Genomic DNA, 16,653 nt, shown 5'->3' on the forward strand with positions numbered 1-16,653 from the left:
GAATCGAATGCGTCGTCAATCGATGAAAATGGCACTGGTAGGGGGAGCGGTTGCGCTCATCATTCTGTTTGGTATAGATATGGCGTCAAGCGGCATTGAACGTGTATATGGGCCTGTTGAAGGAGGCGTTCAAGCTGTTAACCCTGCCGGTTATTCGTCTTCTATCCTGACCGACAATGAGGGCAATTCCAATACTTCCGGTTTATCGGATGCAGCTAACCTCGACCAACTCCCCGAGAATCAAGTGGATCAAAATGTTCAAAGACGCACCGTAGCGGATGCGCAGCACGGAAGAACGGAAGAGGAAATTCGTCAAGAGTATGAGCGAAAGCTCCAAGAAGAGCTCAATAAACGATTGACGGGCTTGCCTGATTTGCGCAGCGATGCGACGGTTAATAAAGTTGCGGATGGGACGGCAGGGGTGCTTCAAACGGTGTCTTCGAAAGGAATTCGGATGGTCGTTTCGTTTTTTGAATCGGTAACGGATTGATGGTCACCCTACAAGCTGTTATACTTATAAGAATGATTAGCAATTAGGTACCTCTGGGGGTTTAGCATGGCGGACGTACGAGACAGACAAAAACGAATTCGCAACTTTTCAATTATCGCCCATATCGATCATGGGAAATCAACGCTGGCAGACCGGATTCTTGAATTTACCGGGGCGTTGTCATCGCGAGAAATGCAAGAGCAAGTGCTTGACCAAATGGATCTGGAGCGCGAACGCGGCATCACGATAAAGCTGCAAGCCGTCAGACTCGGTTACAAAGCCGATGACGGTGTTGAATACATTTTGAATTTGATCGACACACCGGGACACGTAGACTTTACGTACGAAGTTTCGCGCAGCTTGGCTGCTTGCGAAGGCGCTTTGCTCGTTGTTGATGCCGCGCAAGGCATCGAAGCGCAAACGCTTGCCAATGTATATTTGGCGATCGACAACAACCTGGAGATCATTCCGGTACTGAACAAAATCGACCTGCCAAGCGCAGAGCCGGACCGCGTTAAGCAAGAGATTGAAGATGTTATCGGTCTTGACGCAAGCGATGCCGTTCATGCTTCAGCGAAAGCGGGCATCGGGATCAAGGAAATCTTGGAGCAGGTTGTCAGCAAAGTTCCGGCACCGACCGGTGACCCGGACGAGCCGCTTAAAGCGCTTATATTCGACTCGCACTACGATCCTTACAAAGGGGTTATCGTATATGTGCGCGTTATCGATGGCAGCATTAAATCGGGCAAGAAAATTCGTTTCATGGCAACGGGAGCGGAGTTTGAAGTCATCGAAGTGGGTGCCTTCATGCCGCGCATGGGAATCGTCGATGAGCTCGCTGTCGGCGACGTTGGTTTCGTCGTTGCGGGGATTAAGAACGTAAAGGATACCCGTGTCGGGGATACCGTTACCGATGCGAAGAAGCCGGCGCTGGAAGCACTGCCGGGATATCGCAAAATCAACCCGATGGTATTCTGCGGCTTGTATCCGATCGAAACGCAGGATTATAACGATCTTCGTGATGCGCTTGAGAAGCTGGAGCTTAACGATGCATCGCTACGTTATGAAGCGGAGTCATCCACGGCGCTTGGTTTCGGCTATCGTTGCGGATTCTTGGGATTGCTTCACATGGAAATCATCCAAGAGCGGATTGAGCGCGAGTTCAATATTCCGCTCATTACGACGGCGCCGAGCGTTATCTATCGCGTTACACTGACGAATGGCGATGTCATTGAGATCGACAACCCGTCGAACTATCCGGAAATCGGCAAGATTGAATATGTCGAAGAACCGTTTGTAAAAGCAGCTATCATCGTACCGAATGATTATGTTGGGGCGATCATGGAGCTTTGTCAGAACAAACGCGGCGAGTTCGTTAACATGGAATATCTGGATACGAACCGCGTAACGATCACATACGATATGCCGCTCTCCGAAATCGTGTATGATTTCTTTGATCAACTGAAATCAAGCACGAAGGGTTATGCTTCCTTCGACTACGAGCTGTCCGGCTATCGCCAGTCCAAGCTCGTGAAGATGGACATCATGCTCAACAACGAACAGGTGGATGCATTGTCCGTTATCGTTCACCGGGACCGCGCGTATCACCGCGGACGGATCATTTGCGAGAAGCTCAAGGAGCTTATTCCTCGTCAAATGTTCGAGGTGCCGGTTCAGGCATCGATCGGAACGAAGGTTATCGCTCGCGAAACGGTTAAAGCGATGCGCAAGAACGTTCTTGCCAAGTGTTACGGCGGCGATATCAGCCGTAAGCGGAAGCTGCTTGATAAGCAGAAGGAAGGTAAGAAACGGATGAAGCAAGTCGGCAGTGTTGAAGTGCCGCAAGAGGCATTCATGGCCGTGCTTAAGATCGACGAGGATTAGAATCTTAGAGACGTTGTTCTGGGGAGGGAGCCATCGTGCTCCCTTTCTTCATGACAACGATAAGTTACGCCTTGCTGTAACGAATTCCCGTCCTATGGAGGTGACAATCGCTAATGTTTAACCATGCGCCGAAGGCGCTTTATATTCATATCCCTTTCTGTACGAACAAGTGTCACTACTGCGATTTTACGTCTTATGTGCTTCGTGGGCAGCCTGTAGATGCTTACCTGGATGCGCTGGAGAGCGAGATGGCGCGGACGGTTGAGGCGCTTCCTCCGGAAGAAATCCATACGGTATTCGTTGGAGGCGGCACGCCTACCGTGCTGACACCGCCGCAGATGGAGCGTTTTCTGACTTCCGTGAAGAAATACTTCCCCATTCATCCGGATGCGGAGTTTACGATGGAAGCGAACCCGGGGACTACGGATTTGGACAAGCTGACAGCCATGAAGGCAGGCGGCGTTAATCGAATCAGTTTTGGCGTACAGTCGTTTGATAACGGGCTGCTTGAGCGGATCGGCCGCATACACAATGTCGACGATGTCTATCGCAGCATCGAGAATGCGCGTGCGGCAGGCTTTAGCAATTTATCGATCGATCTGATGTTCGGCCTTCCCGGCCAGAGCGTGGAGCAGCTCTCTGACAGCGTTAATCGTGCTTTGCAATTAGGACTACCCCATTACTCGCTTTATGGTCTTAAGGTTGAAGAGAATACGTTGTTCCATGCGTTATATGAGCGCAATGAGCTGCCGCTTCCGCCGGAAGAGGATGAGCTTGCCATGTATATGCTTCTGATTGATAAGCTTAAAGCGGAAGGGTTTCATCATTATGAGATCAGCAACTTCGCTAAGCCCGGCCACGAGAGCAGACACAATATTACGTATTGGCGCAACGAGCCTTATTATGGCCTTGGTGCGGGTGCGCACGGTTATGCCAGAGGCGAGCGGCACGTTAATATTAAAGGAATTCAGCCTTACATTGATGCGGCGGCGCAGCGGCTTCCTCGTCTTGAAACGAACCCGGTACCCGAGCATGAAGCGATGGAAGATTTCATGATGGTCGGACTTCGCATGCTCGAAGGTGTGAACAATGATCGTTTCTCGGTTCAATTTCCCGGTCAAACGATTGAAGGCGTGTTTGGGGAGGCGCTTCGAACCGTACTCTCGCAAGGGCTGATCGAGTACACGGAAGGCAGCGGCGGCGGATATCGATTGTCCGAGAAGGGAATCCCGCTCGGCAACGAAGTATTCGGTGCCTTTATCAGCGGATAAGGCAGCGGATTCAGTCAAATTATTCTTGTGTTAACATTCATGATGGTGTATATTTATTCGTGTTAAAAGCAGTTAACTATGGAGTTTATGGAAGCGGAGGCGAGTGAGATGCAAGCGGTATGCAGAAAGGCGACCGAGAGTGATATCGAAACATTAGTGGATTTAATAGCAGGGTACGCCGAGAAAGGCATTATGCTGCCGCGATCTCGCGATATGCTGAAGCGACAAATTCATACCTTCGTTGTAGCGGAGGTTTCAGGTGAGGTAGTCGGCTGCGGCTCATTAACACAGCTTGGCGCTGACCTCGTCGAGATCCGCTCGCTCGGCATATCTGAAGGTTATAAGGGACTGGGTATAGGCAGCAAGCTTGTCGATCAGCTGCTTCATGAAGCGAAGGAGCAGAACATCCCGAAAGTGATGGCGCTGACTTACGAGGTCAATTTCTTCGAGAAGAACGGCTTCACGATCGTGAACAAGGAGATTTTTCCCGAGAAAGTATGGACGGACTGTATCCACTGTCCGAAGCAGCATGCTTGCGACGAAATCGCCGTACTTAGAATGTTGAACTAATGCAACTATACGACCTGTTGCGATGAATAGCATCATATAACTTATAAGCCACTGTACCTTTTCGATAAGGTACAGTGGCTTTTTGTTTCTTCCAGTCCGGGATCGGCCATAATAATGGCCGGAATGGGAACAATACAAGCTGTTAACTTGAGATCAGCAACCCCACAGGAGGATACGCAAATCATGAAGCGCTTAATGATCTTTATCTCCCTGGCTCTAATTCTGGCCTCTTGTTCGGCTAAAGAGAACGCGCATATAGGGAAGAATAACGCAAGCGGCTCGCTCGTCAATTTGCAAATACAAGGGCATCAAGGGGCGGTAACGACCCCTTATAAGATGAGAGACGGGAAGGTTTGGATTCCGGCGGATCAAGCGGCAGAGCTGTTCGGGTATCGGTACGAATTGGAGCCTGCAAGCCAGTCGGCATCGATGGGCTACATGGATCCCATTTATAGATTCAAGCTGAATTCGAAACAGGCTCACATCGGCGATGAGCCGCTGATGCTGCATGAGGCTCCTCAGCTTATAGATCATAAACTGTATTTGGAAACGAACTCCTTGTCGCAGCTTTGGCAAACGCCTCTCGATTGGGATGCGAAGCTCAATTCAATCGTGGTAACACCTCCCGCGGTCGATGAGCCTGATCGATCATCCGCATTGAGCATGCCAAGAAACACACTTCGAGCCAAAGCTTTAGACACGGACGATTCGCAGTGGGACCCTAATGATAATACGGATGGAAATCCAGATCCGGATGGGAATTCAGGCGGAAATCAAGGAGGAAATACCGAGCCCGGAGCGGATGCCGAGAAAGTCATCTCGTTTGCTAAGCAATTCATGGCGATCCCATACAAATTTGATGCAGCACCCTATGCAGAGAGCCGGAAATTCGATTGCTCATCATTTGTGCAGCATGTGTTCGACCATGTAGGTATAGAGCTCCCGCGCTCATCCAGAGCGCAATCGAAGATCGGACAATACGTTGCCCGCGAGCATTTCAAACCGGGAGATGCGGTGTTCTTCTACACCCCCGGAAGATACAGCAGCAACAAAATAGTCGGTCATGTCGGCATTTATATCGGCAACAATCAGGTTATTCATACGTACGGGAGTCCCGGCGTGACGATCTCCGAGCTGGAAGGGAGCTGGAACGATCGGGTTTTGTGGGGAAGAAGAGTCCTTTAATCCTTTACGAATGATTGAAATGAAAATGGCTGTCTCGAAAGTGCGCAGGGGAATGCTGCTTTTGAGATGGCTTTTTTCATCTTTCTTCCGGCCCAAAATACCGAACTGACTTGACAATTGGCAAGCGATTTTGGTATTTTTGTAGTAATGATTAGCACTCATCGATAACGAGTGCTAACGGTTGAGGGATGACCGCAATAATTGGGAAGAAGCTTAAGTAGGAAACGATCTTTATAAACCGGGAGGGACTGCGATGTTAACTGAACGGCAGCGTATGATTTTGAATGTCATCATAGACGATTATATCCGCTCAGCGGAGCCAATTGGTTCACGCAGCATTTCGAAACGAAGCGATGTCAGCTTTAGCCCGGCAACCATTCGTAACGAGATGGCTGATTTGGAAGAGCTCGGATTTCTGGAACAGCCTCACACCTCGGCAGGTCGTATTCCATCTATTAAAGGCTACCGCTATTACGTCGATCATCTTGTAAGACTGAGTCAAGTTAACGAACAGGATATGCAAACGGTTCGCTCCTTCTTCACGGAGAAAGTGAACCAAATGGAACAGATTATTCAACATGCAGCCATGATTATGTCCAATCTGACGAATTACACGAGCATTGTGCTTGGGCCGGAGACGTTTACGAATTCGCTGAAGCATTTCCAGCTCGTTCCCATCAGTGATGACACCGCGGTAGCGATCATCGTTACCAACACGGGTCATGTTGAGAATCGCACGATTTCTTTGCCGGATGATATGAGCATGGAGGAAATGCAGCAGGCTGTTAACATTCTGAACAGCAAATTGATCGGGGTGCCAATTGCGCGCCTAAAATCCAAGCTGTATTCCGAAGTCGGTCAGGAGCTTGGCCGTTATGCGGACCAATGCGAGCGACTGCTCGGCGTACTCGACGACGCTTTAATGAACGAAGACGATCATCGTGTATTCTTAAGCGGGACGACGAACATGCTGACACAGCCGGAGTTCAAGGATGTCGACAAAGTAAAGACGCTGCTCGACCTGCTTGACGAGACGCCGACCATTATGCAGATGTTCAGTACGCTGCCAAGCGGTATTCAAGTTCGTATCGGAACCGAGAATACGCATGAGGCGATTAACAACTGCAGTTTGATTACGGCGACTTACTCGGCACAAGGCAAACAGCTGGGCACGATTGGGATTTTGGGACCGACACGAATGGATTACGGTAAAGTGATCAGCTTGCTGGACTTACTGTCCAAAGATATGGCGGTTCTGCTCGGTCGATGGTACAAATGACGCGAATTAACATGAGTGAAGCAATTAGGGATTACTTTCAGGAGGTGTAAGCGCTCGTGTCTGTGAATGAACAGCATACAGATGAGGAACATAAACATGAAGAGAACCGTACTGCAGAGGAAGCGCAGGAAACGGTGAATGAAGAAACGGCGGCTCCCCAAGAAGAAGGAAGCGCAGGAGATTCCCGCGTAGAGGCACTTGAGAAATTAGCCGAAGAGAACCAACAGCGATACTTAAGAGCACAAGCTGACTTTGACAACTTCCGTCGTCGTACGATGAAGGAAAAGGAAGAGCTTGGGCAATATGCTTCCATGAAACTGATCGGGCAGCTTCTGCCGGTAGTCGATAACTTTGGCCGCGCCATTGAAGCTGCGAAGAACGGCGGCGACGGCGAATCGTTTTCCAAAGGCGTCGACATGATCTTCCGCCAGCTTGAGCAAGTGCTTGAAGCTGAAGGACTTAAAGCGATGGATGCGGTTGGGCAGCCGTTTAACCCGGATTTCCACCAAGCCATTATGCAAGTCGAATCCGATGAGCATGAAGAAGGCATCGTTGTTGAAGAAGTGCAAAAGGGCTACGTCCTGAAGGATAAAGTGCTGCGTCCCGCTATGGTTAAAGTCAGCGGTTAACAATCAGCTTGCCTATAGATGATTCAAATTATATCCCTTTGAGGAGGAACTTTAATTATGAGTAAAGTAATCGGTATCGACCTTGGTACAACAAACTCTTGCGTTGCGGTAATGGAAGGCGGCGAAGCCGTCGTAATCCCGAATCCGGAAGGCAACCGCACAACCCCTTCTGTTGTTGGTTTCAAGAAAGACGGCGAACGTATTGTCGGTGAATCGGCTAAACGCCAAGCGATCACGAATCCGGACCGCACGATCATGTCCATTAAACGTCACATGGGCTCCAGCCATAAAGAAGTTATCGATGGCAAAGATTTCTCCGCACCGGAAATTTCCGCAATCATTCTGCAAAAGCTGAAATCAGATGCTGAGGCTTACCTTGGCCAAACGGTAACACAAGCCGTAATCACAGTACCGGCTTACTTTAATGACAGTCAGCGTCAAGCAACGAAAGATGCCGGTAAAATCGCGGGTCTTGAAGTGCTTCGTATCGTCAACGAGCCGACAGCTGCTGCACTTGCTTACGGTCTGGAGAAAACAGAAGATCACACGATCCTCGTTTATGACCTTGGCGGCGGTACGTTCGACGTTTCGATCCTTGAGCTTGGCGATGGTTTCTTCGAAGTAAAAGCAACCAGCGGTGACAACCGTCTGGGCGGCGATGACTTCGACCAAGTAATCATCGACTACCTGGTATCCGAATTCAAGAAAGAGCAAGGCGTTGACCTTTCCAAAGATAAAGCAGCTGTACAACGTCTGAAAGACGCGGCTGAGAAAGCGAAGAAAGAGCTTTCCGGCGTACTGACTTCGACAATCTCCCTGCCGTTCATCACTATGGCAGACGGCGTTCCTCAGCATTTGGAGCTTAGCCTGACTCGCGCGAAGTTCGAAGAACTGTCGCATGCCCTTGTAGAGCGTACACTTGGCCCAACTCGCCAAGCTCTGAGCGATGCAGGCATGTCGCCTAGCGATATCGATAAAGTTGTTCTTGTAGGCGGATCGACTCGTATCCCGGCTGTACAAGAAGCAGTTAAGAAACTGATCGGCAAAGAGCCGCACAAAGGCGTTAACCCGGATGAGGTTGTAGCTCTTGGCGCAGCAGTTCAAGCAGGCGTATTGACAGGCGATGTGAAGGACGTTGTATTGCTTGACGTAACGCCATTGTCCCTCGGTATCGAAACTGCAGGCGGCGTGTTCACGAAGATGATCGATCGCAACACGACAATCCCTACAAGCAAATCCCAAGTGTACTCCACTTATGCGGATAACCAGCCAAGCGTTGAAATTCACGTGCTTCAAGGCGAGCGTCAAATGGCTGCAGGCAACAAAACGCTCGGCCGCTTCACACTTGGTGATATTCCACTGGCTCCGCGCGGCGTACCGCAAATCGAAGTTACATTCGATATCGATGCCAACGGTATCGTAAACGTGTCTGCCCTTGATAAAGGCACAGGCAAGAGCCACAAAATCACGATCACTTCTTCCGGCGGTCTGTCCGAAGAAGAAATCGACCGCATGATGAAGGATGCGGAATTGAACGCAGAGGAAGATCGCAAACGTCGTGAGCTCGTCGAAGCGAAGAATGCGGCCGACCAACTGGTGTATTCCGTGGACAAAACAATCAAAGATCTTGGCGATAAAGTAGATGCGGGCGAAATCGCAAAAGCGAACGAAGCTAAAGAGAAAGTTACCGCAGCGCTGGCAACAGACGATGTGGAACAAATCAATGCAGCTGCAGAAGCGCTGACGGAAATCGTTCAACAGCTATCCGTGAAATTGTATGAGCAAGCACAAGCTGCGGGTCAAGGCGCTGAAGGCGCAGGTCCGGAAGCGGGCGGCGAATCTTCTTCCAGAGGCAAAGACAACGTAGTCGATGCCGACTATGAAGTTGTAGACGACAAGAAGTAAGTAGTGTAAATTAAGTTATACGCAAACGGTGTGCCGTCCGAAAAACTTTGGACGGCGCAGCCGTTTTTCGTGTGTCTAGATAGATAATGATTTTGCAGCGCAAATAGGAGACGGGGTGACGGAGTTGGCTGACAAGCGGGACTATTATGAGGTGCTCGGCGTCGGGAAAGACGCAGGCGAGGACGAAATTAAGAAAGCGTATCGTAAAATGGCGCGCCAATACCATCCGGACGTAAATAAAGCGGCGGATGCGGAAGATAAATTTAAAGAAGTGAAGGAAGCATACGACGTACTTAGTGACGATGGTAAGCGCGCTACGTATGACCGACACGGTCACGTAGATCCGAACCAAGGCTTTGGCGGCGGTGCCGGCGATTTCGGCGGCGGCTTCGGCGATATTTTCGATATGTTCTTTGGCGGCGGAGGCGGCGGTCGTCGTGATCCAAATGCTCCGCAGCGCGGAAATGACTTGCAGTATACGATGACCATCGAATTCAAGGAAGCCGTGTTCGGCAAGGAAACGGAAATTACGATTCCGCGCACCGAAACATGTGATACTTGTGTAGGTTCAGGCGCGAAACCGGGTACGAAACCTGAAACCTGTTCCGTTTGTCGCGGTACGGGTCAGCAAGAAGTGGTACAAAATACACCGTTTGGCCGTATGGTAAATCGCAGAGCTTGCTCTAATTGTAATGGCGCAGGCAAAATCGTCAAAGAAAAATGTACGACTTGCCATGGCGCAGGCAAAGTGAAGAAGCAGCGTAAAATCAATGTGAAAATTCCTGCCGGTGTCGATGAAGGCGCACAAATCCGCTTAAGCGGCGAAGGTGAAGGCGGATTCCGCGGGGGCCCATCCGGTGACTTATATATCGTAATTCGTGTGAAGCCTCATGATTTCTTCGAGCGTGAGAACGATGATATTTACTGCGAAGTACCGCTAACGTTCGCACAGGCGGCACTTGGCGATGAGATCGAAATTCCGACGCTGACAGAGAAAGTGAAGCTGAAAATTCCTGCAGGGACGCAGACCGGCACTTATTTCCGTTTGAAAGGCAAAGGTGTTCCGCGCCTTCGCGGTTATGGTCAAGGCGATCAGCATGTTAAAGTAACCGTCGTGACGCCAACTGCCCTGAATGAAGAGCAGAAGGAATTGTTGCGTCAGTTCTCCGGCGGTGGAGCAGCAGGCGGCGGCACGGATGCCGGACAGCAAGAACACCATGAATCGATCTTCGAGAAGATGAAGAAAGCATTCCGCGGCGACTAATAGGCTTAAAAGCATAAGATCGCGGCCACTTGTTTATGCTAACTTTCGTGTCTGAATCCATTTCTACATGAAGGAGCATGAACATGAGCGATCAAGACTTGGAGAAACAAAATTTCGCAGAGCTGCCGATCGGCAAAAATGAGGATGTGGAATTCTCGGCGGAGCTGGCTGACGAGGAAGATAAGAAAGCCATGCAGCGAGCGGCGGAGGCAGACGCCAGAGCGCAGAAGCAGTCATGAGGCTGCTGACTCTATGACAGTCATTCATGCCACGTTTCAAGATGGAGACGGAGCGCGTGAGGCGCAGCTGAAGCTGATGGCACTACGCGTGCTGCAAGTGGACGGCGGCGCTGACGGCGCTTCGCTAACCGCTACTGTCGGGGATGATTTGGTTGACCGCGCTCTTCATTTGATTGAACAAACCGGTGGAACAGCTAATATGTGAGCAAATCCAGATACCGTACCCACGAATTGTCGAGGGTACGGTATCTTTTTTTATTCCTTGTGAAACGTTTCAACGTGTGGCAAAATTAACGATAGCTTGAAGCAATGTGAGGAGGATGTACATGCCTGTTAATTTCAGAGGTGCAGCACAGGAATATCCGGAGTGGAGCGAGCTAAGCCACTATGGGATCAACCATCTTAAGGTCGGCGATATCGTTCAACTGCATTATCATGATGCGAATGAATACTGGATCATCATAAGCGGCAAAGGAACGTGTACTACGGAAGGCGACACGTACGAAATCGGTGCCGGTGATATGGTCCTCACAAAACGCGGAGATGAGCATTCCCTAATCGTCACAGAAGAGATGGTTGCCGTATATATTTATGGCATTATGCCTGAAGGCGGCCGGGTAGGATATCTATTTAAAGATAAAGGAGCCGCACAATGACATTGAACATCATTCAAGTTGGCCTCGGCATGCATGGTTTTGGCGTTGCGCTTCATTTCGTAAAGCAGTCTGTTGACTTCACTTATGCAGCCGTAGTTGAAATCAATCCGGCTCGTCTGAAAGAGTGCGCGGCAGAGCTCGGTGTAGCTGAAGAGAAATGTTTTACGGATTATATGGAAGCGTTCACATCCTGCGAGGCGGATGCCGTCTTTGTAACGGCAGCTTCTCCTTATCATTATGCGATTTGCAAAGCTGCCTTGGAGCATGGGCTTCATGTGCTCGTTGAGAAACCGTTCGTCCTGGATATCGGCGAAGCTTGCGAACTGGTCGAGCTTGCGAAGGAGAAACAGCTCATTCTGATGGTCAGCCAGAACTATCGTTATCAGAACCATGTCCTGTCGCTGAAGAAGGCCATCTCCGAAATGGGGAAACCGCTGTTTGTGCAGGCTCAGTTCTTCTATGATCATTTTGGCAAAGACTATCAGCAGGTTATGGAGAATTTCATGCTGCTTGAGATGGCGGTTCATCACGTGGACATGGTTCGCTACTTACTGGAATCCGATATTCGGACCGTGTCGGGCAAAACGTGGAATTTCGAAGGAAGTATGTACAAAGGTCATCCAAATGTGCAGGCGAGTATGGAACTGGACAACGGAATCCCCGTCTTCTACTTGGGCAGCCTCGTATCCAAGGGACTATCAACGCCTTGGGAAGGCGACTGGCGCATTCAATGCGATAACGGTTCGATCCATCTGGATGATCTCGGTCAAGGCTATGGCGTGTACATCGTCGACCAAGAGCAGAACAAACGATTCATTTCCTATGCGGACGGTCCTCTGCCGGACTCTAAACAAGGCATTCACAGCGTATTGTCTGAGTTTGCCGCACGGATCGTAGACGGTGAAGAGCCTTCGATATCGGGCCGGGATAATTTACGCACCTTGGCTGCGCTGATAGCGATCAGCGATTCCTCACGCACCGGTGAAGTCGCTTACCCGGATAGCTACGTTGTTTCAAAGTAAGGCTGCGATGACAAGTCTCTGCCGCCGATAGGCTGCAGGGGCTTGTTTTTTGTGTGAAGCCTTTATCTGGTGTAGAATAGACAAGATAGGTTAAAAATGACGAATAGAAACGATAACGCGATCAGGGGGATTCACAAAGTGAAATGGCATGAACTGACAATCTCGACAACCGAAGAAGCGATCGAGATGATTTCCAACTTCTTGCATGAAATGGATGCCGACGGCGTATCCATTGAAGAATCAGGCACACTGAACAAACAGCGGGACACATCGCTCGGCCAATGGTATGAGCACCCGCTTAACGATATTCCTGAAGGCCAGGCTGTTATTAAAGGCTACTTCTCGGAGCTTGATTCGGACATCGATGCACTCATGGCCGTATTGCCTGAGCGAATCGACCAGCTTCGCGAATTCGATATTGATCCAGGCGACTACAAGATTACCAAGGCACTTGTCGACGAAGAAGACTGGGCTAATGCATGGAAGCAGTATTTCAAGCCGATCCGGGTGTCGGAGCGGTTGACGATTAAGCCGACATGGGAGGATTACACCCCTTCGCCGGATGAGCGGATTATCGAGCTTGATCCAGGGATGGCATTCGGAACAGGTACGCACCCGACAACCGCGCTTTGCTTGCGTACGCTGGAGACGGTTATTAAAGGCGATGAGGAAGTTATCGATGTAGGGACAGGTTCCGGCATCTTGGCGATCGGCGCGATTCTGCTGGGCGCACGCCGCGTGCTTGCGCTAGATCTCGATCCGATTGCAGTTACATCCGCTACGGAGAATACACGATTAAACAAGCTGGAAAACGATATTCAAGTGCATTTGAGCGACCTGCTGGGCGTACTGAACACGGATGGCAGCACACCGGTTAAGCCGCTGAATGTGACGGTACCGGTTGATGTTGTCGTAGCTAATATTTTGGCTGAAATTATCCTGCTGTTCATTGACGATGTTTATGCTGCACTTAAACCGGGCGGTACTTATATTGCATCGGGTATCTTTAAGAACAAAGAAGATGCCGTTGCGGAAGGTCTTGAGCGAGCCGGCTTTACGATCATTGATCGTCAGCGTGACCAGGACTGGCTCGCTTTCATCGCGAAGAAACCGGAGTAAGCATACGCTCCGCAAAATGGTGTAGGAGGGTGAACGGTGTCGGACTTTTTGTGGTATCCGATTAAAGACTTGCCTTTTATTTTTCTAGTACTAATGATTGCGTTCACGCTTCATGAGTTCGCGCATGCTTACAGCGCCTATAAGTTTGGGGATCGTACCGCATATGATGCCGGCAGGGTAACGCTGAATCCACGTGCCCATCTGGATGTAATGGGAACTATATTGCTGCTTGTAGCGGGTTTTGGCTGGGCCAGACCCGTTCCGGTTAACCGGAGCCGCTTCAAGTATCCTCGATTGATGGGCATTGTCGTTTCGGCTGTTGGGCCGCTTAGCAATCTGCTTTTGACGGCAATCGGCATTCTCGCGGTATATGTGCTTAACCAAACCGGTTTGCTTCAAGCAGGCTCCTTCGGCGTACATAGTGCTATCGTTCATTTTCTTAACTATTTAATTACACTGAATGTCATGCTGTTTATATTCAATCTTATTCCGGTGCCGCCGCTTGACGGATACCGAATTATTCAGGATCTCGCTCCAACTCCGCTTCGTATTCGGATGGATCAATATGAGACGTGGGGCATGTTCCTCTTCTTGTTGATCGTATTTGTTCCGCCGCTTCGTGCAGCAACTCTCGATCCGCTGTTCGCCAACTCCGATTCGATTATTTCCTGCATTATGCAAATTTGTGAATTATTCTTCGACAAAGTGGATTGGGCTCAGTTTGTAGCGGATTTCTACAGGTAAGTAAGGTGAGGGCTTTGCTTCTGGAAAATGTTTAACGACCCTAGCGGAGCGAGTGCAAACCGTGTATGATGTAGGTTGGAGTTTTGACACAGACCTTGAACGTAATGGCCTGTGATTTGACTGGAAAGGTTCTACCGAAGATGCAACGATATTTTGTCACGCCGGAGCAGTTTACTGATAATATGGTTGTTCTGACAGGCGACGATGCTCATCATGTTACACGCGTGATGCGGATGGAAGCGGGAGACGCCATCATTGTTAGTGACGGCCGCACACGTGTCGCGGAAGCGACGATAAGCGTTCTATCACCGGGCAAAGTGGAAGCCGAGGTTTCTCAATGGCTGACGATGAGCGGTGAACCGACTTGGTCGGTAACGGTAGCCCAAAGCTTGCCGAAGGGCGATAAAATGGAGATTGTCATCCAGAAGGGGACAGAGATCGGCGCAGCAAGCTTCGTGCCGTTCCAATCCCAGCGGATGATTGTTCAATATGATGAGAAGAAGGAAGCCAAGCGCCTTGACCGTTGGGGCAAGATCGCGAAGGAAGCTGCTGAGCAGGCGCACCGCAGTCGTATTCCGGCTATTGAGCCGGTTGCGTCATGGCGGGAGCTGGTCGCACGCATTCCGGAGTACCACTTGGCATTGTTTTGTTATGAGAAGGAAGGCGGTGGACTTGGTTTGCGCGATGCAATTCAAGCTCGCCGAGGAACAGCAGAAGGCTGGAGCAATGATGAGCCGCGTAATATCTTGCTCATTGTTGGACCAGAAGGAGGCTTCACCGAACGTGAAGCAGAGGAAGCAGAAGAGGCCGGTGCTGTCATTATCGGTCTTGGCAAGCGAATCTTACGCACGGAAACCGCTGCGATGGTTGGACTCGCCTGCCTCATGTATGAATCCGGAGAAATGGGAGGCGTTTAACAACTATGCCATCGGTTGCTTTTTACACATTAGGCTGCAAAGTTAACTTTTACGATACGGAAGCGATCTGGCAGCTGTTTAAGAAGGAAGGCTATGAGCAAGTCGACTTCGAAACAACTACTGCTGATGTCTATCTAATCAATACTTGTACGGTAACGAATACGGGGGACAAGAAGAGCAGACAGATTATTCGTCGTGCCATTCGCCGTAACCCGGATGCCGTTATTGCGGTTACGGGCTGTTATGCCCAAACTTCACCTGCCGAAATTTTGGCTATTGAAGGTGTCGATCTCGTCATCGGAACGCAGGATCGGGACAAGCTGATGAATTATATTACGGACTTGCAAAATGAGCGTCAGCCCGTGAACGCGGTTCGCAATATTATGAAAACACGCGAGTTCGAGGAACTGGATGTACCGGATTTCGCCGAACGTACTCGTGCGTTCCTGAAGATTCAAGAAGGCTGCAACAACTTCTGCACCTTCTGCATTATTCCGTGGTCGCGTGGTTTATCCCGCAGCCGTGAAGCGGAAAGCGTCATTAACCAAGCTCGCCAGCTGGTAGAATCCGGTTACAAAGAAATCGTGCTGACAGGCATTCATACCGGCGGATATGGTGATGATATGGAGAACTACCGTCTATCTGACCTGCTATGGGATCTGGATGCCATCGAAGGTCTTGAGCGGATTCGGATCAGCTCCATCGAAGCGAGTCAAATCGACGATGCGATGATCGACGTGCTGAACCGTTCCAGCAAAATGTGCCGTCATCTTCACATTCCGCTGCAATCCGGCGATAACGATGTGTTGAAGCGGATGCGCCGGAAATACACCGTGGAACAGTTTGCCGAGAAAATCAAACTGCTGCACGAAGCGATGCCGGGTGTTGCGATTACGACGGATGTTATCGTTGGATTCCCCGGCGAGACGGAAGAGATGTTCGAGAACGGCTATGCGTTTATGGAGCAAATGGGCTTTGCCGAAATGCATGTTTTCCCTTACTCCAAACGGACAGGTACGCCTGCCGCGCGCATGGAAGATCAGATCGACGATGAACTGAAGAACGAGCGCGTTCATAAGCTGATCGACTTGTCTGAGCGGATGCAATTGGACTATGCGAAGAAATACGTCGGCGAAGTGCTTGATGTCATTCCGGAGCGTGAGCATAAAGGCTCCGAAGGATCCGGTCTGATTATGGGCTACTCCGACAACTATATCCAAGTTGTATTCGAAGGTTCGGAATCGCTGATCGGCGAGCTGTGCAGAGTGAAAATTACGGAAGCCGGCGTCAATGAGTGCCGCGGCCAGCTTGTACGCGTTTTGGATATCCATACGGCGTCCACGGCTCGTGCCGAAGCTGCGCCACAGCCTCAAGCGATGCAAGCGTAAACCGATTCGAATTCAATAGCTTGAAGCGAGGATTCTAATGGAGCCGGGACAGGGCTGCAAGAGAGTCCTTGCTCTACATAAGAGCGTAGTA

At 50.1% G+C, this 16,653-nt stretch carries 17 protein-coding genes; all 17 read left to right on the forward strand.

Going from position 1 to position 16,653, the window contains the following annotated elements; all coding sequences use genetic code 11:
• Nucleotides 1-7 precede the first annotated feature (7 nt).
• The 17 genes from I8J30_RS26030 (at nt 8) to mtaB (ending at nt 16,562) form a co-directional block, all read left to right on the forward strand.
• Nucleotides 8-490, forward strand: coding sequence for a hypothetical protein (locus I8J30_RS26030; protein ID WP_210663132.1), 483 nt, complete (start codon nt 8-10; stop codon nt 488-490).
• 66 nt (nt 491-556) lie between these two features.
• Nucleotides 557-2,374, forward strand: coding sequence for a translation elongation factor 4 (lepA, locus tag I8J30_RS26035; protein WP_210663134.1), 1,818 nt, complete (start codon nt 557-559; stop codon nt 2,372-2,374).
• A gap of 113 nt (nt 2,375-2,487) precedes the next feature.
• Entirely contained in the window at nt 2,488-3,645 is a 1,158-nt protein-coding gene (hemW, locus tag I8J30_RS26040) for a radical SAM family heme chaperone HemW (RefSeq protein ID WP_210663136.1), read from the forward strand.
• Nucleotides 3,646-3,753: 108 nt separating this feature from the next.
• Nucleotides 3,754-4,215, forward strand: a complete 462-nt coding sequence (locus I8J30_RS26045) for an N-acetyltransferase (protein WP_091219738.1) — start codon at nt 3,754-3,756, stop codon at nt 4,213-4,215.
• A gap of 183 nt (nt 4,216-4,398) precedes the next feature.
• Complete coding sequence (locus I8J30_RS26050) at nt 4,399-5,400, forward strand: C40 family peptidase (protein WP_210663138.1); 1,002 nt, start codon at nt 4,399-4,401, stop codon at nt 5,398-5,400.
• Nucleotides 5,401-5,653: 253 nt separating this feature from the next.
• Nucleotides 5,654-6,679 carry a heat-inducible transcriptional repressor HrcA gene (hrcA, locus tag I8J30_RS26055; RefSeq protein ID WP_091219731.1) on the forward strand — a complete coding sequence of 342 codons (1,026 nt, stop codon included), beginning with the start codon at nt 5,654-5,656 and terminating at the stop codon, nt 6,677-6,679.
• Nucleotides 6,680-6,741: 62 nt separating this feature from the next.
• A complete protein-coding gene (gene grpE, locus I8J30_RS26060) occupies nt 6,742-7,308 on the forward strand; it encodes a nucleotide exchange factor GrpE (RefSeq protein ID WP_210663178.1) in 567 nt (188 codons plus the stop codon).
• Nucleotides 7,309-7,365: 57 nt separating this feature from the next.
• Entirely contained in the window at nt 7,366-9,213 is a 1,848-nt protein-coding gene (gene dnaK, locus I8J30_RS26065; RefSeq protein ID WP_210663139.1) for a molecular chaperone DnaK, read from the forward strand.
• A 124-nt stretch (nt 9,214-9,337) separates the two neighbouring features.
• Complete coding sequence (gene dnaJ / locus I8J30_RS26070; RefSeq protein WP_210663180.1) at nt 9,338-10,477, forward strand: molecular chaperone DnaJ; 1,140 nt, start codon at nt 9,338-9,340, stop codon at nt 10,475-10,477.
• Nucleotides 10,478-10,560: 83 nt separating this feature from the next.
• The gene (locus tag I8J30_RS26075; RefSeq protein ID WP_143111636.1) at nt 10,561-10,716 is read left to right on the forward strand and encodes a YfhD family protein; all 156 of its coding nucleotides are present in this window, start codon (nt 10,561-10,563) and stop codon (nt 10,714-10,716) included.
• A gap of 13 nt (nt 10,717-10,729) precedes the next feature.
• Nucleotides 10,730-10,921 (forward strand): hypothetical protein, encoded by a 192-nt coding sequence (locus tag I8J30_RS26080; RefSeq protein ID WP_210663141.1) that lies wholly within the window; start codon nt 10,730-10,732, stop codon nt 10,919-10,921.
• Nucleotides 10,922-11,042: 121 nt separating this feature from the next.
• A complete protein-coding gene (locus I8J30_RS26085) occupies nt 11,043-11,372 on the forward strand; it encodes a cupin domain-containing protein (protein ID WP_210663143.1) in 330 nt (109 codons plus the stop codon).
• Complete coding sequence (locus I8J30_RS26090; protein WP_210663145.1) at nt 11,369-12,394, forward strand: Gfo/Idh/MocA family protein; 1,026 nt, start codon at nt 11,369-11,371, stop codon at nt 12,392-12,394. Before I8J30_RS26085 ends, I8J30_RS26090 begins: the two co-directional genes overlap by 4 nt.
• Before the next feature lie 138 nt (nt 12,395-12,532).
• Nucleotides 12,533-13,513, forward strand: coding sequence for a 50S ribosomal protein L11 methyltransferase (gene prmA, locus I8J30_RS26095; RefSeq protein ID WP_210663147.1), 981 nt, complete (start codon nt 12,533-12,535; stop codon nt 13,511-13,513).
• Nucleotides 13,514-13,549: 36 nt separating this feature from the next.
• Nucleotides 13,550-14,257, forward strand: coding sequence for a site-2 protease family protein (locus I8J30_RS26100; protein WP_338044951.1), 708 nt, complete (start codon nt 13,550-13,552; stop codon nt 14,255-14,257).
• Between the two features lie 140 nt (nt 14,258-14,397).
• Nucleotides 14,398-15,174 carry a 16S rRNA (uracil(1498)-N(3))-methyltransferase gene (locus I8J30_RS26105; protein WP_210663149.1) on the forward strand — a complete coding sequence of 259 codons (777 nt, stop codon included), beginning with the start codon at nt 14,398-14,400 and terminating at the stop codon, nt 15,172-15,174.
• Between the two features lie 5 nt (nt 15,175-15,179).
• Nucleotides 15,180-16,562: a tRNA (N(6)-L-threonylcarbamoyladenosine(37)-C(2))-methylthiotransferase MtaB gene (mtaB, locus tag I8J30_RS26110; protein WP_210663150.1), complete on the forward strand. Its 1,383-nt coding sequence runs from the start codon at nt 15,180-15,182 to the stop codon at nt 16,560-16,562.
• The last annotated feature ends 91 nt before the right edge of the window (nt 16,563-16,653 follow it).

This window comes from Paenibacillus lignilyticus (genome assembly GCF_017942085.1).
Taxonomy (GTDB): domain Bacteria; phylum Bacillota; class Bacilli; order Paenibacillales; family Paenibacillaceae; genus Paenibacillus_Z; species Paenibacillus_Z lignilyticus.

Bases quoted from the DNA above. Each gene is read 5' to 3' on its own strand.
- I8J30_RS26030 (WP_210663132.1), top strand. From the start codon at position 8: ATGCGTCGTCAATCGATGAAAATGGCACTGGTAGGGGGAGCGGTTGCG.
- lepA (WP_210663134.1), top strand. From the start codon at position 557: ATGGCGGACGTACGAGACAGACAAAAACGAATTCGCAACTTTTCAATT.
- hemW (WP_210663136.1), top strand. From the start codon at position 2,488: ATGTTTAACCATGCGCCGAAGGCGCTTTATATTCATATCCCTTTCTGT.
- I8J30_RS26045 (WP_091219738.1), top strand. From the start codon at position 3,754: ATGCAAGCGGTATGCAGAAAGGCGACCGAGAGTGATATCGAAACATTA.
- I8J30_RS26050 (WP_210663138.1), top strand. From the start codon at position 4,399: ATGAAGCGCTTAATGATCTTTATCTCCCTGGCTCTAATTCTGGCCTCT.
- hrcA (WP_091219731.1), top strand. From the start codon at position 5,654: ATGTTAACTGAACGGCAGCGTATGATTTTGAATGTCATCATAGACGAT.
- dnaK (WP_210663139.1), top strand. From the start codon at position 7,366: ATGAGTAAAGTAATCGGTATCGACCTTGGTACAACAAACTCTTGCGTT.
- I8J30_RS26075 (WP_143111636.1), top strand. From the start codon at position 10,561: ATGAGCGATCAAGACTTGGAGAAACAAAATTTCGCAGAGCTGCCGATC.
- I8J30_RS26080 (WP_210663141.1), top strand. From the start codon at position 10,730: ATGACAGTCATTCATGCCACGTTTCAAGATGGAGACGGAGCGCGTGAG.
- I8J30_RS26085 (WP_210663143.1), top strand. From the start codon at position 11,043: ATGCCTGTTAATTTCAGAGGTGCAGCACAGGAATATCCGGAGTGGAGC.
- I8J30_RS26090 (WP_210663145.1), top strand. From the start codon at position 11,369: ATGACATTGAACATCATTCAAGTTGGCCTCGGCATGCATGGTTTTGGC.
- I8J30_RS26105 (WP_210663149.1), top strand. From the start codon at position 14,398: ATGCAACGATATTTTGTCACGCCGGAGCAGTTTACTGATAATATGGTT.
- mtaB (WP_210663150.1), top strand. From the start codon at position 15,180: ATGCCATCGGTTGCTTTTTACACATTAGGCTGCAAAGTTAACTTTTAC.